This is a genomic window from Dulcicalothrix desertica PCC 7102 (assembly GCF_003991905.1).
Taxonomy (GTDB): domain Bacteria; phylum Cyanobacteriota; class Cyanobacteriia; order Cyanobacteriales; family Nostocaceae; genus Dulcicalothrix; species Dulcicalothrix desertica.
This window is the reverse complement of the sequence record NZ_RSCL01000040.1, coordinates 15,989-40,641: the sequence shown is the minus strand read 5'-3', so window position 1 is coordinate 40,641 and position 24,653 is coordinate 15,989. Positions and strand designations below refer to the sequence as shown.

At 36.7% G+C, this 24,653-nt stretch carries 27 protein-coding genes and 1 pseudogene; 15 read left to right on the top strand and 13 right to left on the bottom strand.

The window, feature by feature from the left end; genetic code table 11:
• Positions 1-15 precede the first annotated feature (15 nt).
• Entirely contained in the window at positions 16-504 is a 489-nt protein-coding gene (locus DSM106972_RS45750; protein ID WP_127086941.1) for a hypothetical protein, read from the top strand.
• Positions 505-531: 27 nt separating this feature from the next.
• Here the strand turns inward: DSM106972_RS45750 and DSM106972_RS55205 are convergent, their stop codons facing one another.
• Positions 532-660 (bottom strand): hypothetical protein, encoded by a 129-nt coding sequence (locus tag DSM106972_RS55205; protein ID WP_267901227.1) that lies wholly within the window; start codon positions 658-660, stop codon positions 532-534.
• 121 nt (positions 661-781) lie between these two features.
• Between DSM106972_RS55205 and DSM106972_RS51860 the strand changes: the two genes are divergently transcribed.
• The 5 genes and pseudogenes from DSM106972_RS51860 to DSM106972_RS45730 form a co-directional block, all read left to right on the top strand.
• Positions 782-955, top strand: a complete 174-nt coding sequence (locus DSM106972_RS51860; RefSeq protein WP_158632988.1) for a hypothetical protein — start codon at positions 782-784, stop codon at positions 953-955.
• 138 nt (positions 956-1,093) lie between these two features.
• Positions 1,094-1,363 (top strand): hypothetical protein, encoded by a 270-nt coding sequence (locus tag DSM106972_RS45745; protein WP_127086940.1) that lies wholly within the window; start codon positions 1,094-1,096, stop codon positions 1,361-1,363.
• Positions 1,364-1,391: 28 nt separating this feature from the next.
• On the top strand, positions 1,392-1,646 hold the full coding sequence (locus tag DSM106972_RS45740) for a helix-turn-helix domain-containing protein (protein WP_127086939.1): 255 nt from the start codon (positions 1,392-1,394) through the stop codon (positions 1,644-1,646).
• A gap of 246 nt (positions 1,647-1,892) precedes the next feature.
• Entirely contained in the window at positions 1,893-2,132 is a 240-nt protein-coding gene (locus DSM106972_RS45735) for a ribbon-helix-helix domain-containing protein (RefSeq protein WP_127086938.1), read from the top strand.
• A gap of 221 nt (positions 2,133-2,353) precedes the next feature.
• A pseudogene (locus DSM106972_RS45730) lies at positions 2,354-2,653 on the top strand (PIN domain-containing protein); the annotation flags it as partial.
• Positions 2,654-2,720: 67 nt separating this feature from the next.
• On the opposite strand, the gene DSM106972_RS45725 reads toward DSM106972_RS45730, so the two are convergent.
• The gene (locus tag DSM106972_RS45725; protein WP_158632987.1) at positions 2,721-5,966 is read right to left on the bottom strand and encodes an NACHT domain-containing protein; all 3,246 of its coding nucleotides are present in this window, start codon (positions 5,964-5,966) and stop codon (positions 2,721-2,723) included.
• A gap of 500 nt (positions 5,967-6,466) precedes the next feature.
• Between DSM106972_RS45725 and DSM106972_RS45720 the strand changes: the two genes are divergently transcribed.
• Complete coding sequence (locus DSM106972_RS45720; protein WP_127086936.1) at positions 6,467-7,141, top strand: exonuclease; 675 nt, start codon at positions 6,467-6,469, stop codon at positions 7,139-7,141.
• A 101-nt stretch (positions 7,142-7,242) separates the two neighbouring features.
• Here the strand turns inward: DSM106972_RS45720 and DSM106972_RS45715 are convergent, their stop codons facing one another.
• Both DSM106972_RS45715 and DSM106972_RS45710 read right to left on the bottom strand, forming a co-directional pair.
• Positions 7,243-8,883, bottom strand: coding sequence for an AAA-like domain-containing protein (locus DSM106972_RS45715; protein ID WP_158632986.1), 1,641 nt, complete (start codon positions 8,881-8,883; stop codon positions 7,243-7,245).
• Complete coding sequence (locus tag DSM106972_RS45710) at positions 8,876-10,138, bottom strand: AAA-like domain-containing protein (protein WP_127086934.1); 1,263 nt, start codon at positions 10,136-10,138, stop codon at positions 8,876-8,878. Before DSM106972_RS45710 ends, DSM106972_RS45715 begins: the two co-directional genes overlap by 8 nt.
• A gap of 168 nt (positions 10,139-10,306) precedes the next feature.
• On the opposite strand from DSM106972_RS45710, the gene DSM106972_RS45705 reads away from it, so the two are divergent.
• From DSM106972_RS45705 to DSM106972_RS45695, 3 genes are all read left to right on the top strand, one after another.
• On the top strand, positions 10,307-10,660 hold the full coding sequence (locus DSM106972_RS45705) for a DUF4258 domain-containing protein (protein WP_127086933.1): 354 nt from the start codon (positions 10,307-10,309) through the stop codon (positions 10,658-10,660).
• 58 nt (positions 10,661-10,718) lie between these two features.
• Entirely contained in the window at positions 10,719-11,060 is a 342-nt protein-coding gene (locus DSM106972_RS45700; protein ID WP_127086932.1) for a hypothetical protein, read from the top strand.
• 102 nt (positions 11,061-11,162) lie between these two features.
• Positions 11,163-12,443 (top strand): hypothetical protein, encoded by a 1,281-nt coding sequence (locus DSM106972_RS45695; RefSeq protein ID WP_127086931.1) that lies wholly within the window; start codon positions 11,163-11,165, stop codon positions 12,441-12,443.
• Positions 12,444-12,515: 72 nt separating this feature from the next.
• Here DSM106972_RS45695 and DSM106972_RS45690 read toward each other — a convergent pair whose 3' ends face one another.
• The 4 genes from DSM106972_RS45690 to DSM106972_RS54460 all read right to left on the bottom strand — a co-directional run bounded on the left by DSM106972_RS45690 (position 12,516) and on the right by DSM106972_RS54460 (position 14,395).
• Positions 12,516-12,890 (bottom strand): DUF5615 family PIN-like protein, encoded by a 375-nt coding sequence (locus DSM106972_RS45690; RefSeq protein ID WP_201800878.1) that lies wholly within the window; start codon positions 12,888-12,890, stop codon positions 12,516-12,518.
• On the bottom strand, positions 12,890-13,444 hold the full coding sequence (locus tag DSM106972_RS45685) for a DUF433 domain-containing protein (protein ID WP_127086930.1): 555 nt from the start codon (positions 13,442-13,444) through the stop codon (positions 12,890-12,892). The genes DSM106972_RS45690 and DSM106972_RS45685 overlap by 1 nt, the downstream gene beginning before the upstream one ends.
• A gap of 314 nt (positions 13,445-13,758) precedes the next feature.
• Positions 13,759-14,148, bottom strand: coding sequence for a hypothetical protein (locus DSM106972_RS45680; protein ID WP_127086929.1), 390 nt, complete (start codon positions 14,146-14,148; stop codon positions 13,759-13,761).
• Entirely contained in the window at positions 14,120-14,395 is a 276-nt protein-coding gene (locus tag DSM106972_RS54460; RefSeq protein WP_127086928.1) for a hypothetical protein, read from the bottom strand. The genes DSM106972_RS45680 and DSM106972_RS54460 overlap by 29 nt, the downstream gene beginning before the upstream one ends.
• A gap of 160 nt (positions 14,396-14,555) precedes the next feature.
• Here DSM106972_RS54460 and thrB point away from each other — a divergent pair, with 160 nt between their 5' ends.
• The 5 genes from thrB (at position 14,556) to DSM106972_RS45650 (ending at position 19,407) form a co-directional block, all read left to right on the top strand.
• The gene (gene thrB / locus DSM106972_RS45670) at positions 14,556-15,476 is read left to right on the top strand and encodes a homoserine kinase (RefSeq protein ID WP_127086927.1); all 921 of its coding nucleotides are present in this window, start codon (positions 14,556-14,558) and stop codon (positions 15,474-15,476) included.
• 129 nt (positions 15,477-15,605) lie between these two features.
• Positions 15,606-16,112, top strand: a complete 507-nt coding sequence (locus tag DSM106972_RS45665; protein WP_127086926.1) for a hypothetical protein — start codon at positions 15,606-15,608, stop codon at positions 16,110-16,112.
• Between the two features lie 296 nt (positions 16,113-16,408).
• Complete coding sequence (locus DSM106972_RS45660; protein WP_127086925.1) at positions 16,409-18,001, top strand: NAD(P)H-quinone oxidoreductase subunit 4; 1,593 nt, start codon at positions 16,409-16,411, stop codon at positions 17,999-18,001.
• 553 nt (positions 18,002-18,554) lie between these two features.
• The gene (locus DSM106972_RS45655) at positions 18,555-19,037 is read left to right on the top strand and encodes a hypothetical protein (RefSeq protein WP_127086924.1); all 483 of its coding nucleotides are present in this window, start codon (positions 18,555-18,557) and stop codon (positions 19,035-19,037) included.
• Positions 18,991-19,407, top strand: a complete 417-nt coding sequence (locus DSM106972_RS45650; protein ID WP_127086923.1) for a hypothetical protein — start codon at positions 18,991-18,993, stop codon at positions 19,405-19,407. Before DSM106972_RS45655 ends, DSM106972_RS45650 begins: the two co-directional genes overlap by 47 nt.
• A gap of 89 nt (positions 19,408-19,496) precedes the next feature.
• Here the strand turns inward: DSM106972_RS45650 and DSM106972_RS45645 are convergent, their stop codons facing one another.
• From DSM106972_RS45645 to DSM106972_RS45625, 5 genes are all read right to left on the bottom strand, one after another.
• Entirely contained in the window at positions 19,497-21,113 is a 1,617-nt protein-coding gene (locus tag DSM106972_RS45645) for a TrbI/VirB10 family protein (RefSeq protein ID WP_158632985.1), read from the bottom strand.
• A gap of 119 nt (positions 21,114-21,232) precedes the next feature.
• Positions 21,233-21,901: a hypothetical protein gene (locus DSM106972_RS45640; RefSeq protein ID WP_127086921.1), complete on the bottom strand. Its 669-nt coding sequence runs from the start codon at positions 21,899-21,901 to the stop codon at positions 21,233-21,235.
• A gap of 10 nt (positions 21,902-21,911) precedes the next feature.
• A complete protein-coding gene (locus DSM106972_RS45635; protein ID WP_127086920.1) occupies positions 21,912-22,727 on the bottom strand; it encodes a hypothetical protein in 816 nt (271 codons plus the stop codon).
• Between the two features lie 33 nt (positions 22,728-22,760).
• Positions 22,761-23,807: a hypothetical protein gene (locus DSM106972_RS45630; protein ID WP_127086919.1), complete on the bottom strand. Its 1,047-nt coding sequence runs from the start codon at positions 23,805-23,807 to the stop codon at positions 22,761-22,763.
• Positions 23,808-23,809: 2 nt separating this feature from the next.
• Complete coding sequence (locus DSM106972_RS45625) at positions 23,810-24,652, bottom strand: hypothetical protein (protein ID WP_127086918.1); 843 nt, start codon at positions 24,650-24,652, stop codon at positions 23,810-23,812.
• Position 24,653 lies beyond the last annotated feature (1 nt).

Genomic DNA, 24,653 nt, shown 5'->3' with positions numbered 1-24,653 from the left:
TACACTTCGACTACTATGAAAAAAATAATCATTTTTGCCACCATTATCAGTTTGACAATTGGTGCAAGTTCGGCTTACGCACAAACGCGCAATCAGTCTGGTAATGCAAAAATAACTTCTCAAAATAAAATTAATCCAAATAATCAAAATCAAGTTAAACCACCGAAAAAACCTACTTATAAAGATAACAGTAGAGTCCCGGAAAGCAAACTGATTTCTAAAGAAGTCGCAATTGGTAAGCTAAAAGATGGCGCCACACTTATTAAAGCTGAACGCAAAGCTTGGAAAGATTACCAAAAAGGGACTAATGGCAATTTTCACGATATTGATGGGAATCGTCAAATTTGGGAAGTAGAGGTAAATTTACCAAAGGGAGCAGATTTTGGGAGAGCTTATTGTAAGCGAGACGCAAGAGCAAAAAAAGTAGTTGATGCAGAAACCGACAAACTATTAGCTTTTGAAATCCGTTGTCAGAAAGAAAATTTAGTATACTCTGGTTTTTAGAGTAAGTCTTTTTCTACCTTAATTAATTCAATTAGCCTTAAAATGCTTTGTTCGTTGCGGTTGGGCTGCAATTTGAGCATCGAGATGTACTATTAATTTATCCATCATCTCGTTTGCCTGAGCTATGGAGAGCGCGAGTTTTTCTAAGATTTTCAAGGTGTTTAGCTCGTACTTCTGCTGGTGCAATCAATTTACCCATTACAACCCCCAGTTATTGTCAGCGTTTAGAGGCGCCCTGATTTATCAAAAGCTTGTGTTTGAGTGAGTTATTTATACCATGCATCCTACCACTTACTTTATAGTGGCGCCGTTTGCATTAATGGCGCCTTCCCCATCGAAAGCTGTCTATATGCTTTATGCTTTTTTAAGGCGCCCAACTTTTAGATACCTAAATTGGAACTTTAACTGTTCTATTCCAAGACGAAAAGCTGAAACAAAACGTAACAGTTGATGAAGTTAACGCACTATTTACTTCCAAGTGCAAATTGTAGACGTGGTTACGAAACCAAAATCATCAATTAAATTTACACACAGTGATAAAATAGATTTAAATTTATATCTACTGTTTATAAAATTAAGATTTAAGAAAATGACAGCACGACAACCGAGATATAGCTTTGAAGATTTTGCTCGCCGTGGTGACGAAATTTACGAGACTAATATCAAACCACAAGTTGAAGCTTCTAACCGAGGTAAGATTGTTGCAATTTATATCGATACAGGTGCTTGGGAAATGGATACTAATGAAATTATCGCTTCAAACCGTCTTAGGGCTAAGTACCCAGATCCACAAATTTGGTTTGTGCGAATAGGTTCTCGAACTATTCGCCGCTTCGGTTACTCATCATATCGGAAATAATTTACCACATATAATAGAGGGTAAAGCAATGACAATGACTCAAGGTGGCGACAATGTTTTTGAGGATTTAGGTTTTGGCGCCGAGGAGGCAGCAGATTTAAAAGCGCGCGCTGACCTCATGATAAAACTGCGCCGATATATTCTAAACCAAGGCTTAACTACTGAACAGGCAGCTGCCTTGTTAGGTGAGACGCAGCGACAAATAAATAATTTGATGAATGGCGAGATTGATCTATTTAGTGTGGAGAAATTGATTAATATGCTAGTCAAGACAAGAATGTAAAAATAGTTACTATAAAAGAAGCATAAATTCTTAGCATTATAGAGTATAAACGAACTTGAGTACGAGAGAGTTGTAAAGTATCTGCAAGCAATTGGGTTAATAAGCACGACCAGTTATACTAAATATTAACAGGATAGGTGCCGATTTACTTATACTGCTTCTTCAGAGTATGATGTCGAGATTGCAGTAAAGCTTTATTATAAAAGCAGATTACCAGAGGATATTAATGAGGATATTAATATAGTCATGAGCATAACATTAACACCTGAGCAAGAAGGGATGATTCAAGTCCTACTCGAAACAGGAAAATTTAATAATATTGATGAAGTAATTGAAACAGCCTTACGGGGTTTAGTTGAAGAACACTGCCCTGTTAAATATGTTGGTAAAGTTTTAGTAGTAAAAGCGGCTCAAAATAATGTAGACTATGAGGCAGTAATTAATGACTTACGTGAAGAAAGAATAAATCAATTTATACCAGAGTGAAAATATTATTTGACACATCAATTCTAGTTGCTACCTTACATCTTGCACCAGTCCGAGAAACCGGGCTTCTTGAGAAAGATTTTACTAGAAACCCTTGGTTTGTCGTTCATATGCCCGGTTTCTTTGAGCTTGCCCTTGAATGCTGCAAGATATAAGCTACGCTTCTTGAAGACCATCCTAGATATTTAGACAGCCTACCTTGGCTACAGCGTGCTGCCTCAGAAGAAATACAAGGTGTTGTTTCAACTCACACTCTAGCTGAACTTTATGCTATACTTACACGGCTTCCACGCACTCCTCGAATAAGTCCAATGGTTGCCCAACGCTTAATTAATGAAAACCTCCAAAGATTTGAAAAAGTATTTCTTGGCGCCGAAGATTATGAAGCAACTATAACCAGAATGCTCGGCTTGAATCTTCCTGGTGGAGGAATTTATGATGCATTAATCGCCCAAGCTGCGCTTAAGGGTAATGTAGATAGACTACTAACACTTAATCCCAATGATTTCGCGCTTGGGTGAGGACATTGCATGTTTAGTACAAACTCCAACATAGATATTACTTCGTGGAGTTTGCATTTTTGGTTTGTTACTCTATTTCGTTAATCCAGCTTTGAATTGCATTGAGTAAATTTGGCTGATTAGGTGGGAATCCTCGCAAGGGTGCTTCTAGAGGTTCGTCAGTTATCCAAGCAATACTCACTACATCAGTAATTTTGCGGCAAAAAGCTATCAGTTCTTGACTTGGCTGGCAATTTTCAATAATAATAGCTAATTTTTGCGTCTTCAGTTGGTTTTTAAATCTAAGGATAAGACGCTTTAGTTGAGGAGCATTGTTCACTTCTAGCGGTTCTACATCAGATAAAGCTTCGAGATAGATTTGGTTGCATATTTCTTGAGATATAGCACTTGTATCAGTTTCATTTTCTAGTGCATAAGCGTTAATAAGAATAGGAAATGTTTTTTCCATAGCTTTCAATTGTAAGCGAATATTTGTAAATTGACTTTTGAAACTTTGAATTAGAGAAGATTCATAGTGCCAAGCTTTAAAAAAATCTGGATAAGCTATATTTCTAGCACAGTACCATGCCAACTGATAAAACTCATGATATAATTCAAAGTCTGTTTCAAAAATTTCACTAGATAATTTAATTTTAAACTCAGTAAGAATTTTCAGAATTAAATCTTGTGTTAAGATGCTTTTCAAAGAATATATTGCGATTGAACGAGTTTCTTGGCTTTGAGATTTATCTATTAATTTCAATAAAGTTGTACAAGCTTGGTAATCTCCTATCCCTTTGTCGCTTAATATAAACACTGCTGTTTGAATAATATCATCATTATTTAAAGGATTTTGAATTTGTCGAGAATAATTAGAAACAATTTTTTTATTATCTTCACCAGCATATAACCGTAAAAATTCTAAATCTTTTTCAGAAAATTGATAATTTTCATATTTTTTAGATTTTAATGCTTTATTTAAGAGAACATCATAATCTTTAACAATTATATTAATCCAGTATAACATGATTGTATACTGTTCATAATTTTCTAATTTTAATTTGTTCAAAATTAGTTTAAATATGCAACTAGCCGAAGGATTAAGTATTGATAGCTCTGTTAAATGACACATTGCATGTAATTGAATTTCTTGATTATTATTTTCAAAACTTAATCTACCTAATTCAATTATAGCGTTTACATTATATTGAGCTATTTTTCGTAACACAAGTATTAATTGCGTAGCGATGTCTGTATTAGTGACATTGTTAATTATTTCTACTATAATATAAATGACATCTGAATTATGTTTAGCAACATCATTTAATGAATAAATAGCTAGCTTAATAACATTTACATTTTGTGTACTTTCAATAATCAAACCTAAAGCAATAATAGCCTCTGGATTAAATTTAGCAATACCTACTAAAGTATATATACAATGTTTGCAAACTTTTTGATTTTGTGAGTTTTCTGCTAAATCTTGCAAAGTGTTGATAGCTATTAAATTTTCTATTTCTAATTGGCTTAAAGCATGTGCTGCAAGCCATAGGTTTTCTTCATTTTTAGATTTTTGAATGAATTCTGCTAACAATTTTATATATATCTGTTTATTTTTATCTATTTTACCTAAGTTCCATACAAACATTAAATAATTATACTCATCTTTAGTCTTCTCTATTAACTGATTTAAAATTGGTTTGATAATTTGATTTGTTTGCTCAATTTTAATTAACTCTTTTATCGCTAGTAATATAATATTTTCGTCTTGACATTTTTTAATTAAATTAACTAAAGCTTGAGTTATCTTTTGTTGATTAGTTTGTATTATTAAATTTCTTGCTTCTAAAGGAATTGGATTAAGATATCTATAAGCTTCACTAACACCAAACTTTACTAATTGCTCTATTATACTATCGCTCCACGGAAAAGTTTTAAATTCAGCAATTGCAGCAACAGCTAAAAAGAAAGCTTGACATTTATAAAAACCTCCGCATTTGTCTTCAAATTCGCATAAGCTTGAGAGAAACTCTGCTTTTTTAGCCTCTGCGATATTATCTCTTCCAAGCCATAATAGAACTACTTCTTTCCATTGATGCTCAAAAATTCGATAAGTGCCTTGTTCTGGATTAAGCGGAACATGCTTAAGAAAATAATCCCAATCATCGATTGCTAAAGCTGCAAAATATTCTTGAAAATTAGGATGAAAGAATGCAAAAACAGGCTCATCGGTTTGTATATCTCTGTGTACTTGATGTAACCAAATAACATCACGAGCTAACTCAAATAGGCTATTGCCCATTTCTTGACGTGCCACGCTTTCTCTAAATATAAATTTAGTATCGCTATTAATTCCTGCCAATGCTAATTTGCCCAATGCTTTATGTAATTTTTTTTGAATTTCCCAATCTACAGAATAAAAATGTTGCTTCCACTCCTGAAGATACAAAATAAACCGTTTATACAGAGCAGCTTTAGTTTCTGGGAAGCTGCCTTTATTAACATCAAAGGTTTGGCACAGTAGTGATAAGCGAAGAGGGTTTCTTACTAAGTCCCGGATTCTTTCTCTTCCTGGTTCTTGCAATTTAGCTTTTAGTAAATCGCCTTGTTGTTTATCATTGGCGCCATCAAACCAGTTTTCGATAAATTCATTAACTTGCTCTGATTCAAATTCCTGGGCTTTGAATGTATCAAACCCCGTAATTTCATTATTAACACTTGCATCCCAAACATTATTGCGGCAGGTTAATACGACCCTTATCTGATTTAGGCAATCTTTTAATTGAGATTGAATCGAATGTAAAGGTGTAGTATTTTGCATTTCATCTACGCCATCTAATAGCAGCCGCACACTACCTTGACGAAAGCGCTTTATAAATTTTTTTTCTATTTCTGGCGTAACATCAAGTTCAGGGTAGCTTACCCCCATAGCTTCAGGAAGCCACTGTTTAATAAGGTAATTTTGTAAGCTTCGTCCTTCTAAGTTGGACAAAGAGATAAAGACAAATAAATTTTCTGTGTTTTTTTGAATATAAGATGCAATTTTACTTAATAAAGTGGTTTTTCCTGCTCCTGCTTCTCCAATGATTGCAGTATGTCTATTTTTACAACCTTGGTTTTGCTCTGTAAACCTTTGGAGAAATTCATCATGTTGATAGATTTTGGCAATGACTTCTGGTTGTAGTTGATTTAACTGCTTTGGTTCAATATTTCCTGCACGACGTTGCTGTTGTTTTCGTTCTACCAAACCCAGACGGGCATATATATTTAATTCAAACCCCATCTCAGTTGCTTTTCTTCTGAGTCTTTGGGTTTCTTGCTGTTTTTCCAGCATTTTACTACAAACCAGGCGCCAGTCAATATCTTTGCTCTGCTTTGGTTGTAAATTTACTATTGCTTGGTTCCACTCATCTGAAGAAACGACATCTAGCGGTTCTAAACCAAATATTTGAGTTATCCAAGTAATAAAATCAGGTTCTACAGGCTTTCCTGACAAAAAACGCTTATATGTACTTAATGATACACCAGTGCGCTCTACAATATAATCTTGTGTCCAAATCTTTCTATTTAATTTGTGAATTTCTTGTTTCTCTAGTTCAGCAATCCTTTGTTTAATTTTCTTAATTCCTCCCGAAGTTGCTGCAACACCACGGGGTTTAGCGGATTGATTAGGTTTAGCCATTGCTGAGGGGATTTTTTAACGACTAAACACAGCATAGCTAACTTACTGTTACTTAAAAAGTTCAGTTCATTTAGGACTGAGCTGAACCGAACTGCTCTGGAAAAGTGCTGGCTACCAAAATATTCTGTAATTATTCACCCCAACGTATTTATATGGAAACTAAACTTCTTCCTTACTATCATGGCAAACCCTCCTGGGAAAATGGTATTGGATACCTTGTAGATAATCGCGGTGTTCGTCTTCCAGGTGTAACGAGCATTTTGCAAGCTACCAAATCTCCACTACAGAAAGCGCAATTGGTTCGCTGGCGTGAAAAAGTTGGCTCTACTGAAGCCGACCGAATAATAAAAGCATCCAAGGAACGCGGAACTATTATCCACGAACTAGTTTCAAAGCACCTTCTAGGTCAGCCTTATTCCTGCCCTAACTTGGTCAGACCTTATTGGGAAAAATTGTTGCCAATACTAGATAATATCGATAATATCAGGCTGGTTGAAGGAAACTTGTTTCACTATTATTTAGGATATGCTGGCAGGGCTGATTGCGTTGCCAACTTTCTTGGTATACCTAGTGTGATTGAGTTTAAGTCAGCCGAACGTCTAAAGCCATTGTACGATGAGCCTTTACAGCTAGCTGCTTACTGCGGCGCCGTTAATCGTCAGTATGGGTTGAAATTAAAGAACGCGCTGGTGATTGTCACTACTCCCGATGAAGCTAGCGTAACTTGGTTTGAACCAGAACAGGTTATTAATAGCTGGGATTTATGGAAGCAGAAAGTAGATGATTTTTGGCAAAACAGCGAAGCTTCGTGTATGACAGCGTCATAAAAATTGAAATATGCTTTTTATGACTGGGGCAGTCGTGAGAAAAAGTGGCGCCTGCACCATGCATTAAAATGTTTTGACCACATGTATGTTGCTTGCCTAAATTAAGGGCATTTACAATCATCTCTTTGTTGTGGTTCTTGCATTATACCTGGCTGATTCTTTTTAAGTGTTTCTGCTTCAATAGCTCTTGGATAAAATTTATGGAGATTTGAATTTATGTAGGAATATCCTACTATAAATCCTAGTAAAGATGGAAAAAATAATATACATATTAGAATCTTAGCTATTTTAAAATAAAATTTAGTTCGTTTTATCTGCTTTTGAACTATATTATTTTTTTCCTTCTCTTCTTCTAATAAATTCTGCTGCTTTTCTAATTCCCTCTTCAAAATTTCAGGGTCAGGATTTACATACGTTAAGCTTGATTTTAATTCTTGTGAATCTAACAAACCTTGAAGTTCTTTATTCTCTAACCCTTGACTAGTAATTAAAAATTTATAAGCATCGTCATTTAGGTTCTTGTCAGTAGCCCATAGTAAGGCATCTTTTAATTCCTGTCCTTTTAATAATCGTGATTTATCTTGGTTAGTTTCCCATTGCCTTAAACTTTCGGTAAAAGGGAGCCACTGATTTAATTCCCTATTAATCCATAATTTGCCAAAAACACGTTTATATATTTGATTAGATATTCTTAAATTATCATTTTCTTTAATGACTAAACCTGATAATCTTAATTGCCATACCTCATAACTATCAGAAGCTGTTACTTTTCCCTTCTGATTATTTTCAAAATCTAAAATATTATTATACAAATTTAATAAACGTCCTGTATACCGTTTATTATTGAGTATTCTGTCACGTATAGATTTTAAATGTTCAGGATTGTCTTGACTTTCCCAATTGTCAAGTATTCTTGACTTAACGATTTGTTTAACTTTTTCTTTTTCATTGCCAGTAAGAATTAATTCAGACGACTGTAAAATTAAGTTGCATAGTTTCTGCGTCAGAAAAGGTTGCCCACCCGTCCAATTTAATACCTCTTGAAAAACAGTTTCAGGGTGTTGACTGATAATAGATAAACCTTGTATCAATGCATCGCATTTTTTAAATTGAAATCCACTTAGATTAATTGCTTTACCTATGTTAAAGGGTGTACGTTCTTTGTCTTGTATTAAATCTGAAGGTCTTGCTACTCCCAGTAAACACAAACTTAAACGCTTATAGTCTGGATTTGTAGCGCTTTTATTGTAAAAACTACGAATTACTCCTAAAAAATCATCACATGGAAAATTTAAACTCAGAAGTTTATCTATCTCATCAATAAAGATAACAATGTTTTTATCAACTTGAATTAATAATATTTTTTCTACAAATAAACTAAATCTTTGTATTGCTGATAATTGATTATGCTGTTGCCACCAGTCGTTTAGATGCACATCTAAGTCTAACTGTCCCACTAGCTCGTATAATATACCTTTATAAAGCTGTTCTGAAGTAATTTGCTTTTCAATAATTGCTTGTAAATCTATATTCGCACAAATAATACCTTCATTTTCTAATGTGCTTTGAGTTTGTACTTGCAAACTAGATTTACCCATTTGTCGAGAATTTAAAACGTAGCAAAATTCTCCATCCTTCAATAAGTTATACAGTTCATAATCTGCCTGCCGTATAACGTAACTAGGATGATTAGCAGGTAAAGTCCCTCCAACTCTATATATTGATTTCGATGCATTATTCATTGGCATTTCCTAGTTTATTACGAAAATATTCGCTGTACAACTTGCAACGAATTTTTAGATTATTTCCATCTAATACTACTAGTCCTGTGCTTAGTAACTTATATTTAACTTCATCTTCTAAACAAACTGAACTATTTGTCATGACTATATTTTTGAAAGCTTGAAGTAGCTCTGGTTGTTTTTTTAAATTCAATAAGTGTTGACGCAAATGATTTCTATATATACCTTGCTCGGTATGAGCATATTCTAAGATGGAAGAGAAACTAATATTTTGGTCATGTTTAAGTTTAACAAATGCTTGTTTGACTAATTCAGGGTGTCCTCCAATAATATCCATAAATTGTTTTATTTGATATACCTCTAGGTCTAACTGATACAAGTTGTCTAAACTAATTAGTTCTTGTAAAGACAATTCAGGTATCTCTATAGAAATACCAACATTAAATGGAGATTGATTAATATCTTTTATCATATACACTTCAGTTGAGTGTATTACAACTAACTTGAGTTTTTTCCACGCAGAACGAATCTGCATTTTATTATACCAGGAACGTAGGAGTCCACAAAAGTCTTCGTATTCTTCCAAATTTTGAAAAACTAAATCCATGTCATCCATACACAGAATTAATTGATTTTTAACTGAATTTAATAAATAATCTTGAAAGTAACTTGTACAGTTAATTTTGTTACTATTTTTACAATCCCACAATTCATCTAGCCTATTTTGCAAATTTAACTCATTACCAATAATTAGACATAACCATCGTAAAAAATTTTCTAAACTATAGAAATCTTCTTGTTCTGCATCGTTGAAGCTTATGATTACTGTAGTATAGTCATGATTTTGAAACTTGCAAATAACTTTTTGAATTAATGAAGTTTTACCCATGCCATGAGGTGCTTTAATGCGAACTAGAGAACCTGAATCAAAAAGTGCTTCGTAGCAGTATGATTCAAGGCTAGGGCGTTCAACATCATATGGAAAATCCACATTTGCTGATTCCTCTACTATAACATCTTGCAAATTAACACCTAAAGCATCAGTTATTGCTTCTGCATATTCAGTTAGTAATGTCTCTCCTTTAAATAAGCGCTTTACTGTACTTAAGGACACGTTAGCTTTTTCAGCAAGTTTTTCGTAGGTCAATCGCTTTAAAGTGCCATGTATATTTGAGCGTTGAGCTTTTTTCGCGTCTCTAAGTTTCTGTTGTCCCATCGGACTGACTTTAACTGTACTGGATTTAGGTTGATGCATTACTTGTAATGTTTGCTACATTTTTCCTTCCGTATAGCTTATCTTGTTATGAGCCTAATTGAAAAGGTCAGATTGGTTCAGTTTTCTCTAGTTTATCTGAACTATCCTGGTCTGGAAAATCTACTTTACTCCCAGTAAATTAAAAATATCGAGCGGTATCAAACCTGCATGAATAGCAAAAAACGCCTAAGCTTGATATTTGAAAAAGATGAGAAAAAGGCTAAAATTTATACTCTCAGAATTGCGCCCAAACACAAAGACAGCACCCACGTACAACGGCGCCAGCAACAAAGGGCAATTAGCGAAGCGATGATAAAAATTGCTCTTTTATATGGGCAAAAGAAGTATCGGTACGGCGCCCAGCTTTTCACTCTTAATGACCGCAACCTGGATAATTCGCCTTATTCCCAATATAAGGATACTTTGAGAGGTTTAAGGGTTGTGTGTTTATCTGGGCTTCCCAATCCTCAGATTTTGACAGTTTATTGGGACAAAGAAATTAAAAACCGAGTAAGGAAATAACGTACATGCAAGGTGAGTATCCCTTACCTTTATTAACCAAGTTAACAACAAAACTACAATGCTTAACAAATTACTTCAGACGGCTTTAATTCTACCTTTCACTGTTGCTGCATTCGTTCCTCCAACTTATGCCCAATATACAGGAGGTAATACCACTCTCATAAAGCCAACTCGTATTCGGGCGCCGAAATTCGCGACACAACCCAGCACTAAGCAAAATCCTAATTGCGAATGTCCGTATGACAGAGCATATAAAGGCAGTATCTGCGGTAAAAGGTCTGCTTATGTAAGACCAGGTGAAAATGAGCCAGCTTGCTATGTGGGAGAGAAAACGGCAAGAGAGCTTTGGTGGAATAATCCTAACAATCAATTTGTTGATAAAAATCGCCTGGGACGGTAATTCGATTTTATTGGCGCCGTAAATGTAGAGACGCGATATATCGCGTCTCTACACAACAAACCCAATTTCTGAAATATTCACATCATACCTCTAACTAAAATCATGGTTTTAACAAACGGTACAAAGTCTTTCAACATCCAAGTCAAGAATAACAGCGTCTCGATTCAAAATTTAGAGATAACTAGCAAAGACGCTGCTGAATACTTGTTACCAATAGCACCAGAAGACCGACTGCAAGCAATTACTCGAATCTTTGAAGTTGGTACTTACTGTTTACAACGAACTCAAAACTCACAAGATTTAGACTTTGTGAAACGCCAAATACAAGCTTTACTTACAGATGTTGCTGCTGTTGTTGGTGTTGTACCTCAAACTGTGGAAGCTGAGTTAACTAAAAAGATTGGCGCCAACGATGGAGTTTTAGCACCTATTCAAGCGCAGGTCAAACTCACTTCGACTGTAATTAAAAGTCAGCTTGATGATGTCAAAAATATGATTGCGCGCGATATCGACCCTTTTAAAGAATCTTCAGTAATTGGTAGTGCCATTAAACAAATCAAAAATTTGCTAGACCCTTGCCGTAAAGATTCCATCCAAGGAATGTTGTCTGCTGCTGTTGTAGATGTAACATCAGAAAACGGCGCCTTAGCTAAAGCTGTAAAAAGTGCTGTTTCAGAATCTGTAAAACCACTTGCTGATGAAGTTGATAAACTAGCTAAAGAAATTCGGGGTCATGATGCTGCAACTGAAGCTTTGTTAAATACTACTTTTAAAGGCGCCACTTACGAAGAAGAAGTTGTACAGGAATTACAAGCTTTGTCAAAATTGATGGGCGCCGAAATTAGTTATGTTGCAACCGATAATAAACCTGGCGATATTATCGTTAAATTTTCAAGTAAATCTTTAACAACAACAGATACTTCGATAGTTATCGAGGTCAGGGATAGAGAATCTGAAGGTTGGGGACGTAAGCGTATTTCTGAGCATCTTTCCAAAGCAATGAGTTACCATAACGCTTCAGCAGCAATTTTTCTCAGTCGTACTAGCAACGGTTTAGCCCAAGAAATTGGAGAATGGGGAGAAGGCGCCTGTGGTCAGGGTTCTTGGGTAGCTACAACTCACCATTTATTACCTACCGCCATCCGTTTTTTAGTAGTGCAGCAAAAGCTAGAATTACAGCGCGCATCTCAACAGGGTATTGATACAACCTCTGTAGAAGCTCAAATCCTACGTATTCGCACAACCCTAAAACGTATAACCAACATAAATACTCACATCAACAAGCTGCGCGAAAGTTGCAACACAATTGCATCTGAAATAGATTCTCTCAAACTTGAAATTAGAGATGCACTCGACTGCATAGAAGATTCAATCACTGTATAAAGCATCACTCTTGTGGGACGGGCATCCTTGCCTGTCCTTTTAGACCCAAGCTTGATCTGCAAAGTTTTATTTTTAAAGTGTTGGTGGTAGAGTTTCAAAAATCATTGTATTATCCAACTCAATATAAAGAACACGATTTATCATATCGCGTCCAGATTCTAATTCGTTAGTTATAGCGTTGATAGCTTTTTCAACAACAGCTATTTGTTCGTTACGTAGTAATGCACCATTACGGATAAAAACAATACCAGCATGAAGTTCACAGCTACGAGCAAACCTTTCAAAATCACATACATTCGCTGTAATAATTATACGCTCCTCTTCAAAAGCATATTGTAGAATTTGGTAATCAGTGAAACCAAGTAAACCACGGTCTCTAGCCGCAACTGCATCAATCAGAAGATTTTCACATAGGTATTTATGCAACCGCTGGTGATAGGTCTTCATCAATCAGGAACTTCATGCTTTTTTGGGCGCCCTACGTTTGGGTATGCTTTGAAATAAATATGAGCAAACTCTATATCTTCATCAGATAAGTAAGGATAATCTTCGCGGATGATAGATACTTGCTCACCTTGAGATACCATTGCTCCAACATGGCGTACAGTAAGTCTCGAACCTGAGAAAACAGTCTCTCCACCCATAATATTTGGATCAGATATTAACTGTTTTTTCCATGCTTCAAAGCGTGTAATTAGTTCTGATAGCTCAGTTTTAATCAAGTTGAGCTTTAACTCAAAGTAATTCCCGATACCAAGGCTTGGTAAACTTAACCCCAATGCTTCAACTAAACGTTGATATAAAATAGCCCTATTTTCAACAGAGAATTCAAAATTTACATCTTTAAGAGCTTGCAAATAAATCAATGCAGCAAAAGGAATATTTGCTGGTGGAGATACTGGTGCCAATACTTTAAATTCTAGTTCCTTGTAAACTCGTTTTGTAGGTAATTGTACGAATGCAGCAGCTTCTGAGGGAGTAAAAATAGACTCAATAAGCATAATTGTTGCCTCTCAAATCATGAAATACAACAGTAGTAAATAAAATTACAATCACAACGTGATTTTTGAGTAATGCTAGAAAATAGTAAACTATTCCCCAGTTAGGGAATAGTTTAACATGAAAAATTATGTCACGTCAAATTTAAGCTGTGTAACAGTAGCTCAAAAGCATTGAGTTGTGCTGTTCGGAGATAAGACTTTTGTGGGATGGGCATGCTGGCACCAAAACTTTGGGTTAGGTATCGTGTGACAGGTGGTGATAGGTCTTCGTCAATCAAAAACTTCATGCTTTTTCAGGCGCCTCGTAATATCTTTTACCTTGGAACTCTCCGCCGCTCAAGATAAATCCGCTCTACATCTGAACGTTCGGCTATTTTTATAATAAAAGAAGGGGTAACTGCTGCTACTACTACCGGAGCATAAGAAGATTGGAGGATAATCTGCTGGTTATTTTCTTTAAGTAGATTTATGAGCGGTTCTTGAAGAAAGGCGCCGCTAGGGATGTTAAAATTACCTAGACCTTGGGTATTTTTATTTTTCAACCAAATAACAACGTTGATTGGTTTATTATTTCCTTGATTAATACGATTAGCTAATTCTGCTTCTAGTTTACCTACAAAACCTGTATTGTTGATTGCTTGAATAGCCTGGTTTAATGCTTCTTCGCTTGTTTTACTACCATCTGGATTTAAGGAATATACCATAAATATTGTTTTGGGTGTCTCTTAGCTTAAACCTAGTAATGCCAGTATCAGCTAAACGAGCTTGTTTAACTATAGTAAGTTTGTCTGTCAGTATACCTGTTATCTTAGAAACTTCTAATTTAGCCCTTTCATACAAGTTTATCGGTGTTTGGGCTATGGTTGCCTGGTTTACGGGTACTGTTACCCATATTACAAGTACTGTCAGAATTAAAAATGTAGGGAATCGTTTGTATTTTGGAAATGACATGTTTTTAGTGTAGCTCCGGGCGCCTTGCTTGTGTGGTTGGTCAGGTGAGACACCTAAGCTTCATTTTATGGGCAGTTCGTATGCCTGCTCCACAAGAATTTGATTATAAAAATGGTCAATTACATGGGATGCTGGATGATTGATTACGTTATTTTTGTAAATGTCTGTTAATTCTTCGGTTACTGTCACTGTTCCTGCTACTACTGCAAATCTGGGTGCAGGGTTCGATTGCATCGGCGCCGCTTTGACGTTACACAATAATTTTAAGTTAACTCTGGTTGATGGTGAGACGCAAATTATTGTTACTGGAAGTGAAGCTGCGCGTGTGGACAATATATATAAGGATAATCTGCTTTATTGCGCGTATGTAAAACTGTATGAACACCTTGGTCAAACACCTTCACCTGTAAAGATGGAGATTGGTTTGGGTGTTCCTCTCGCGCGCGGGTTGGGAAGTTCTGCTACTGCTATTGTTGGTGGATTGGTTGGCGCCAATATTTTAGCTGGGGAACCTTTAACTCAATCGCAGGTGATGGACTTGGCAATATCTATGGAGGGACACCCTGATAATGTTGTTCCTGCTTTAATTGGTGGTTGTCGTCTTGCTGCAACAGGTGTAAACGGTTGGGAGATTTGTGATATCCCTTGGCATGAAAGTATTGTCCCTGTTGTTGCTATTCCTGATTTTGAGCTTTCGACCAAAGAAGCGCGACGTGTGTTACCTACTGAAGTTAGCCGTGCGGATGCTATTTTTAATATTTCACACCTTGGTTTGTTATTACGTGGGTTGGAGACGGGAAAAACAAGTTGGTTACAAGCGGCTTTGCAAGATAAATTACATCAGCCTTATCGGAAATCATTGATTAATGGGTATGATGCAGTTAGCGCTGCGGCTATCAATGCAGGCGCCTATGGGATGGTAATTAGCGGCGCCGGGCCTACTTTACTTGCACTAACTGATACATCTCACTCTCTTGATGTTGTGGCTGCTATGGCTACTGCTTGGAAAGAAATTGGTGTTGCTGCACAAGTACGTGCGCTAAATATTGATAATGATGGCGCCAGGGTTATTAAAGACTAATCCCCCCTAGCCCCCCTTGATAAGGGGGGAACAAGAGCGGATTCTTAGCCCCTTAATAAGAAGAGATTCATTCGCCCCCCCCTTATTAAGGGGGGTTGGGGGGGATCAAAACTCATAACTTATATACATATGGAAAAACTTCAAGCTGAAATTGTCGCGCTTCAGATACAGATAGATGCTTTGCGTGAAGAACGCGCGACGCTAACTCCCGTTACATTAAGTGAGAGTGATGACTCACTTCAGGATGTTGTAAAGGTGTTACGGCAACAGGCAAGAGAAAACCCTCAACTTGCTGCCGAAATAAAGGGTATTGATGACGCTATTGCCGCACTCGAAGCCAAACTTAGACAAAGAAAAGGTCAATTACAGCGACTTCCACCCAGAGTCCAGCGCGCGTTACAAGAGGAACAACTCGAAATTGCCCGTAACAAAGCTAAGATACATGCCCAACGTATTAATGATATAGCCGCTGAACTTGCAGCAGAACTTCATGACCTTAAAGCTTGCGCTGATGAACTTAGTCCTCTTTATTGGCAAGTTTATTACAAACCTTTTATTACGGGCTTTAAGACCATTTCTGTCCCATACGTTCGTTCGGATGGTGAGGTGTGGACTATTGTAAATCGAATCGTTTAAATAGTTAGGAGTTAGGAGTTAGGAGTTAAAATCCTAACTTTTTTTTTAAATAAATCAGGAATCCTTGGGCTGAAGATTGTAAATATATATGAAGAAGTTATAAGTCAGTCTTAACCGTTGACGTTACATTTCTTTGTGCATAGAATAGACTTGCACCAAAGGCAATAGGTATTTACTACTAATATTCGAGTGTTAAATGCCTAAGATTGAATTTTATAAGGATTTATGCCGTTTACAAAAGTAAACATTCCTTAATATAATGTAAACAAGTCGAAAACACAAAACGATTATCAGTTATGAATAGCTTTGATTTTCCTTGGCTGAGTGCCATGATTGCCTTACCGCTAGTAGCGGCTGCGGCAATCCCCTTTATCCCTGATAAAGATGGCAAAACCGTTCGCTGGTACACTTTAGGAGTTGCGTTTGCTGATTTTGCGTTAATGATTGCTGCCTTCTGGCACAATTACGATTTTCAAAGTTCTGGATATCAGCTTGTTGAGAAGCACTCTTGGATTCCCCAACTTGGCTTAAATTGGTCTCTTGCTGTTGATGGAATTTCGATGCCGCTAGTTTTGTTAACTGGCTTAATAAATACACTTGCTGTTTTCGCGTCTTGGAAGATTACTAACAAGCCGCGATTGTTTTATGCAATGATGCTGTTGATGTATAGCGCTCAAATCGGGGTGTTTACAGCGCAAGATATGTTGCTGTTCTTCTTGATGTGGGAAGTTGAACTCGTTCCTGTATATTTATTGATTTCTATATGGGGTGGTGCAAAACGCCGCTACGCTGCTACTAAATTTATTATTTACACTGCTGCTGCTTCTATCTTTATTTTGGTAGCTGGTTTAGCAATGGCATTTTATGGTGATACCTTAACCTTCGACATGGTTCAACTTGGTTTGAAGGAATATCCCATCACTTTAGAGTTAGCTCTTTACACTGGTTTCTTAATTGCTTTCGGCGTAAAACTTTCTATCTTCCCTTTCCACACTTGGCTTCCTGATGCACATGGTGAGGCGCCTGCACCTGGTTCAATGGTTTTAGCTGGTGTGTTGTTAAAGATGGGTGGTTATGGCTTAATCCGCTTTAACATGGAAATGCTCCCCAATGCTCACGTTTACTTTGCTCCTATACTCGCAATTCTTGGTGTAGTTAACATTATTTACGGAGCATGTTGCGCCTTTGCTCAAACAAACCTCAAACGTCGCTTGGCTTATTCCTCAGTTGCTCACATGGGCTTCGTATTAATCGGTATAGCTTCTTACACTGAAGTTGGTATCAGCGGCGCCGTTCTGCAAATGGTATCTCACGGTTTAATTGCAGCAGCATTATTCTTCTTATCTGGTGTAACTTACGAACGTACTCACACCTTGATGATGGACAAAATGGGCGGTATGGGCAAAGTAATGCCCCGTACATTCGCACTGTTCACTGCTGGTTCAATGGCGTCACTTGCTTTACCTGGTATGAGCGGTTTCGTCGGAGAGTTGATGGTATTCCTCGGTATCTCCACCAGCGATGTATATAGCTCAAGCTTCAAAATTGTAGTAGTCTTCTTAAGTGCAGTTGGTGTCATCCTAACTCCTATCTACTTACTCTCAATGTTACGCGAAGTGTTCTACGGTAAGAAAAACGAAGAATTACACCTCGACGAATTTGTAGAAGATATCAAACCTCGCGAACTGTTTATCACCGCTTGTTTAATACTCCCCATCATCGGTATCGGTTTATATCCAAAAATCGTCACCCAAGCTTACGATGTTAAGACAGTAGAAGTTGCTCAACACGCGCGTGAAGCACTGCCTGTATTTGCCGGACAACAACCCGCTAGCATGTACAGCCAAGTGTTTACGGCGCCTGTAATTGCTCAAAATGTTGCAGACTAGTTCAAAAGAGAGCGAAAGTGCAACTAAATAGTTTAACCACAGAGGTATGGCATAGTGGGGGTGATTTCCTAATCACCCCCAAAATTTTTGCCGACTTGTAGCATAGGCGTCTCGCCTGTGCAGTGCAGTTAATATTTTTACCACAGAGGCACAGAGAACATAGAGAGGAGTGCTTGATTTACTGCTGCATAAGGCGCCGTTGATAAACTTGCTTATAACGAATAAATCTTTCCTATGTATATAATTTGAATCATCTGTGCTTTTAAGCACGTTATATACTAGGATGCATAAAACACAGAAGATTAGGCACTGTTCAGCTTATAATCGATGAACTAAGACAGAATTATCCTGTTTCCATACCGGGCAGCTAACTCAGGCATTGCGGTACAAAGGCTAAGACTTGTGAAGAAATGGTAAAATATATTTCCTTAATGCGGAAGACAGTAAAAAGCTGGTGTCGTAAAATAAGGGTAATTCAAAATCTGTTTTGTCTATCTTTAAAAATTTGTTTTTTATTTAAGCGTTAAAGCAGAGCATATCTGGGAGTAAAGCTGTGTCCACCGCAATTGTGATTGATTCTTACGAGATTCGGAGTATCTGGCAAAGAAAGGTCAGCCCATCATCACGATTTGATGAAATAGCTGCCAGGTTACGTAGAGTAGCCAATACAGTTAAGCAGGAGTGGAACAATTTTTCTGATGAAGACCGTGAGAGTTTAAAAAAACTAGCTTATATTCTTCGCGAAGAGCCACCAAAGGGCATAGTTAGCCTAACACGTAAACTTCGGATAGCAGCATATACGTTGTTTTTAGATGTAACCAACCAAAAAGAAGCTTTCTACTCCTGTATTGAAGCATTAGACCTGCTGGTTGAAAATATTTTGGATGCTGTTGAGCGTACTGACCCTGGATATCAAGCCGTTTTATCTGATACTCTAGAACAACTGTCCTTAGAAGATCAGGGTAAGGCATTGAAGCCGGAGGAAACTCGTGAGTGGTTGCGAAGCTTATCAGATAGTGCCCTTGAAGAGGTTTGAAACTAGCCTTAAAAAGGTAATTAAAAGTCATTATCGTAAAAATGAAAGAGCTAGAAGTTCTTTTTTGGAGTTAGTTGATTACTATATTGAGCAACTCCGTGAAAATCCTGGCTCTAATCCTTTTTCAGAAGATGAGAGTTTCCCAAAGGGGTGTTATGACTCGAAATTTAAATTTAGAAAAATTAAATTTAAAACCCCTGAGCTAGACGGTGCAGCAGGATGCGGTCGTTTAATGTATGTACTTTGTGAAGAAAAGTGTACAGTTTATTTGGTATGGGTATATACACACGAGGAGTTTGAGAAAAGGCCACCTGAAGATGATTTGAGAAGTGAGTTTACAACCATCCAAGAAAATGTAGAAGAAAGCTAAGATACTCTGTGCCCTCTGCGTCTCTGTGGTAAAAATAATCAATTGCACTGCAAATCTGAAACAGATATGCTACGTAGGAGAATGTGAATTTAGAATTGGATTGGTTGATTAATATACACTTCAACCTCAGTACCAGCTTTCAAGAACCAAATATTACCACGAGCCGTCATTTCTGAGATTGCTTGCTGGTTACGAAGGGTAATTTGCGGAACTACAGAATTCATTCCACCCTCTAATACTCCTGTTAATATGTTAGGTTTTGAAGTCTGAGTGACGATATTACCACCAACTGTGGTCAGTACCTGGGAATCTGTACGGTTAGATAACTCAGCAGCTTTTGCAATACCTCCTAGTACAAATAACCCTGCATCCATTCCCGCTATTGACCTACCTCTGTCAGGGTATTTATTTGCTATTAATGGTTTCCCTTTCGGCGCCCGAATTTTAATGCCAGATTCTGGTAAGGTAGTTTCTGTCAACTTGTTGTTTTCTTGCCGAATCACTGAAGTTACATTTAGCTGTAACATTCCACTATCTGATATGTTACGAATTTGCGCTAGTAATTCAGTACCTTCTGGCAACACGATGGCGCCATCTATATTTTTTAATGGTTGTTTTAAACGAACTACGAATGTACTATCGTTTTTGTTGTCATTTGCTGCTTTGTTTGTTTCTCCGAATATTGCTGTTGCTAAAACCGCTTTAACGCTGGTTCCAACTGCAACGCTTTTTCCACTGCGCTCTGTTGTTTGAGTAGGTTGATTTACTAGGGTAGGGTTACTAATTGGGGTGGGAAGAAGATTTGCCGCAGTATCTTGTGTGTTTTCTTGTGTGTTTTCTTGTCTATTTAATACTGAAGGGTCTACTCCTTCTTTCGCGCTAGCAATTTCTTCAATTACTTGAGGAGAAACTGGTTGTAATTTTGGTAGAACTGGTTTTAGAAGGTTTGGTTTTATAGATGCGACTTGTGAAGGGGTTGATGGTCGAGGTGAAACTGGTCTACTAGTTATTATTGGTTGAGGTGGATTTGGTGCTGGTCTAGATTGTACTACTTGTTTCGGTTGAACGACTCGCTCGACGGTGACAATTTTTGGTATATATACGGTAGGCGCCGGTGTTGGTACTTTTTGAACTACTACGCGCGTTATGGTTTTTGGAGGTGCGGTGGGAGTGGTAGTGGTAGGTGGTGGAGAAAAGGTTTTTAATTGGTTTTGTGCTGCTTTAACTGCATTAGCTTGTTCTGCTAAGGCAAGTTTTGTTTTTAATTCTTCAATTTGCGCTTCTGGTCGCGCTTCTTCTAATTCGTTAAGATTATTAGCTGCTTGAATTGGTTGCTGTTGAAGTTTTTTGGGTTTACTGGTTCCATTCATGGTTTGTGATAGGAATGTACCAGCTATTATGACTCCTATTAATGTAGAGGCGCCGACAAAAGCTACTTTTGCAAAAGGGTTTGACGCTAAAGACTGCTGAGTTTTTACCTCTTGCGGTGCTGGGGGTAATAACTCTTTGTTATTATCCGCAATAACTAAAGCGTTATTAGTTGTTTCTTCATTTTGTAAATCAGTGTCTTCAAAACCAACTAGGTCAGCCATTTGCTTTTCCCAGTCAGTTGTTTGTGTGGCTGGTGGCAAAGGATGCTGTTGTACCTGTTCTAAATCTTCTAAATCTTCTAATTGTAAATTATTATTATTGTCTGGCTTTTTCATATCGTTTTCACCGCTTGTTTGTAATATATAATGTTGATACAATGAATCGTAAAAAAAATAAAAAACGCAAACGAATAAAATAAAGATAATGCTATTGGCAATAAAGCTCAGTAAACTATTTACAATGTACATTTTTGGTCTTTTATATCACAAACTTTATATATTCTTAGTCGCGCTTCACTTAAACGATAAATAGCTGATTGTAAAGGAGTCGGTGATTTTGGTAGAGAGATTGATGATATATCTTCAGCTTTTACTAAGATTCTTTTAATAAACGGTACTGTATCTTGTTGAATATTATTTATAGATAAAATACGATGGGCTGATATTTGGATTTGCCATCTACCTTCGCTGATTTTCTCTGGTTGGGTAAGTTGTTTAATTATAAAAAGACTTTCTGTATTATTACTCAAATTAATTGCATTACCAGCAAATTGCATTTCTGATTCAAATGTTTGCCTTATCTCTTCTGTTAACAGCGATGATGTATCTTGCCAAGTAGCTAACGCTGGCTGTTTATTTGACCAAGTAAACATTAAAGTCATTGCTTCAGCAACAAAGCGACGTATTATTTCTGGGTGACGTTCTAAATTTTCTTGGCTGTTTACTGTAATTGCTCGTCCATCTATTAGTTGTACTAAGCTCGCTGGTAAGTCGGTGCTGACTGTTTTTAAGATGGAACTATGAAATATCAATAAGAGTAAAGTTAATGCACTTACACTAAATGTTGCAATGGCAAATAAAGGAAAAATATTTTGTTTGTTACTTGGTTGAGGAATTAAGCGCATAATCTATTTATTACCTGATAAAACTACTGGAATTAACTCCACAACGATTAGATTGACTATTTTGATTATCGTAAGCGTCGGTTAAGCAAAGATTATTGATTTCGTATATTTCTAGTTTCTGTGCCCGCAGGTTATATATCGCTTTTTGCAAATCACTAATATTATTTGTGTTTGCTAGAGGATGCTCAAATGAATCTATTGAACGTACTAAAAAATCTTTGTTAAAGGGAATTAGTACTCTCTTGTTGTCTGCACGTCTGATTTGAACTATATTAGCTACCAAACCCACTTTCCAGCGGTTGGGAGCTATTTTTTGGGGAGGATAAGCACGCTGAATTAATAATTTAGTTGTGATTTCTTGATTCAGGTTTTTTGTGAACAACTCTGCTGACGCCATTTCGGCTATTTGTCCTAAAAAACCCTGTCGAAAATCTTCGGCAATAGCAAAACTAGACACCCAACTAGTTGTAGGCACTTTTTTTGTGGCGCCTTCTGGTGTAATTATAGATATACCTTTATCAGGTTTCGGATTTGTCGCATCTTCTATAGTAATTGCTGGCAAGGCGCCCGTCCAGTTGAACATCCCAGCCATTGTTTGACTGACAAATTGCCGAATAGCTTCCGGTTGTTGGTCAAAATTATTTGTTTTTGAAGTCGCATTATCAAGCTGGACGAAATTAGGCGGTTTTCTACTACTCAAATTACGAATAGTCAAACCCTGTACCAATAATACCAATAATACCAAAATTTGTAACCCAAAAGTTACAAAAGCAAACACAGTTAATAAATTAACCGTCGTTTTTTTCTCTGGTAAAAATCTTGTCATCTCTTTCTTCGCATCCTTTGCGTCTTTGCGGTTCTATATTCTTCCACGCACCCAAACATTAGTATTATTCATCGCATTAAATATACTAAAACCTCCAAATGCTGCAAGAGTCAAAGATAAAATTGGCGCCAAAACTCCCAAACATATCAAAAACCACGTTAAATCAAGTTCTGCATCAATATTTTGAGAAGAAACATCGACAATAACGCTAGCTGTAATAACGGCAATGATATTAAATGATATTTTGGCGATACCAATTGCCGAAAAACCTGTCAACCATGTAAAAATTGGTTTAGTGACTACAGGAAGCAAAGAACATCCTACAGCCAATGGGCCAAGTGCTGCTACTAACAGCATGGTTGCCTCAATTAAGTTGTGAAAAGCAAGTTGTGACGAGATTAATATATTTTTGAAGGTAGTTTGAACTGTTGAACCCAGCAAAGAGTTAAACGAAAGCTCTGATACTGCGTTGCTACTGTATACGATTAAATTTACTTTCCTTTCAAGTCTACTTATCCAAGGTTGGGCGCCGTATAAGTCGCGGTAGTTTTGCCATAGGGTATCTATTTTTTCTTTGGCTTTAGTTAAACATTGTGTTTGTTGCTCCCCCATTAGTGACTGACAAGGACGTAATAAGGCGCCAGTAACTTCTTCAGCAACACTCATATTTAATGCTTGCTGGTATATTTTATTGCTATCTGCGACTTGAATAACTTGTTGGTTAATGCTATTAAGAAAATTTCTAAAACCTAAAGTTAAATGAGATAATGTAGTACCGTTACCAGGGTTAGCTAAGAGTAACACTACTACAAACGGCATGATTAAATTAGATAAGGGACGTGAGTATTCGCTTTCTAATAAATCTTTAAGCCATTGAGTGACAAAGACTAGTAATGTGCCAACGGCAAAAAATATTCCCAGTTTAGTTATTGCCCCATATAAGTTATTATTGGTGTTAGTTTGAAGAATTTCTATCCATTGTTTGTCCCAACTAGTTGTAATATTTTGTGCTGTAATGGCGCCGTTTCTAAGTATATCGGTGCTTCCAAATTGAGCAAAGCTTATATAAGTCAGATTCATAATTAGTTTTTTCTGCCTATTAAGTCGGTTTGTGATGTGACTTGTAATAGTCGTGCGACTTCTGCGGATGTGTTTACTCTTTGACTTCTATTTGTTTCATCTAGTTGTTGTGATATGTTTACTAAGTTTAAGTTTGTATACTGTAAGTCATGATGAATTTGAGTAGTGGTTGCAAGTGTTTCGGCGCCTATTTTTGATTGTTCTTTTTGAATATTGATATTTTGTAGTTCTAAATCTGCTAATCCTTCCCAAGTTAGCTGAGTAAGTTTTGCTTGGTTGTTTAATACGGAACCAAATAATGATAGAGGATTACCACTGGCTGCAATAGATGGTATGTTATTTAAAGCATTTGCACTACTTACTACTGCTTCAATTTCAATTTGCTTACGCTTTTTATTAGTATCAGCAGCATTTGCCATAGAGGCAATATTATTTACCACTTGTTCGGTATTTTGTAATTTGTTTTTAATACGTGTTTGCCCGTTCCTTCCTAAAGTACCTTCGACTGTTGATAAAGTCATTTGGCGCCCAATTTGGTTACTTACCATAGCACCATTTACTGCTGGGTTATTATCAAATTTATCTGACTGTGAATATTGAGTTATTTGTTCTCTGACACTTTTACCTATAGTTAGTGGACTAGAAGAATTATTTATAGCGCTTTGTGTCTGAACTTCATAAGGTTTTAGCTCAGATAGATTATTTGTAATATAATTTTTCAAATCATTACTATAAGATTGAAAGTCACTCCAAACATTTCCTAATCCTGCTGTGGCTGGTAATATGACTAAGCAGGTTAGTGTACTCGATGCGATGATAATTTTTAAAGGTTTAGTTATAAGCATA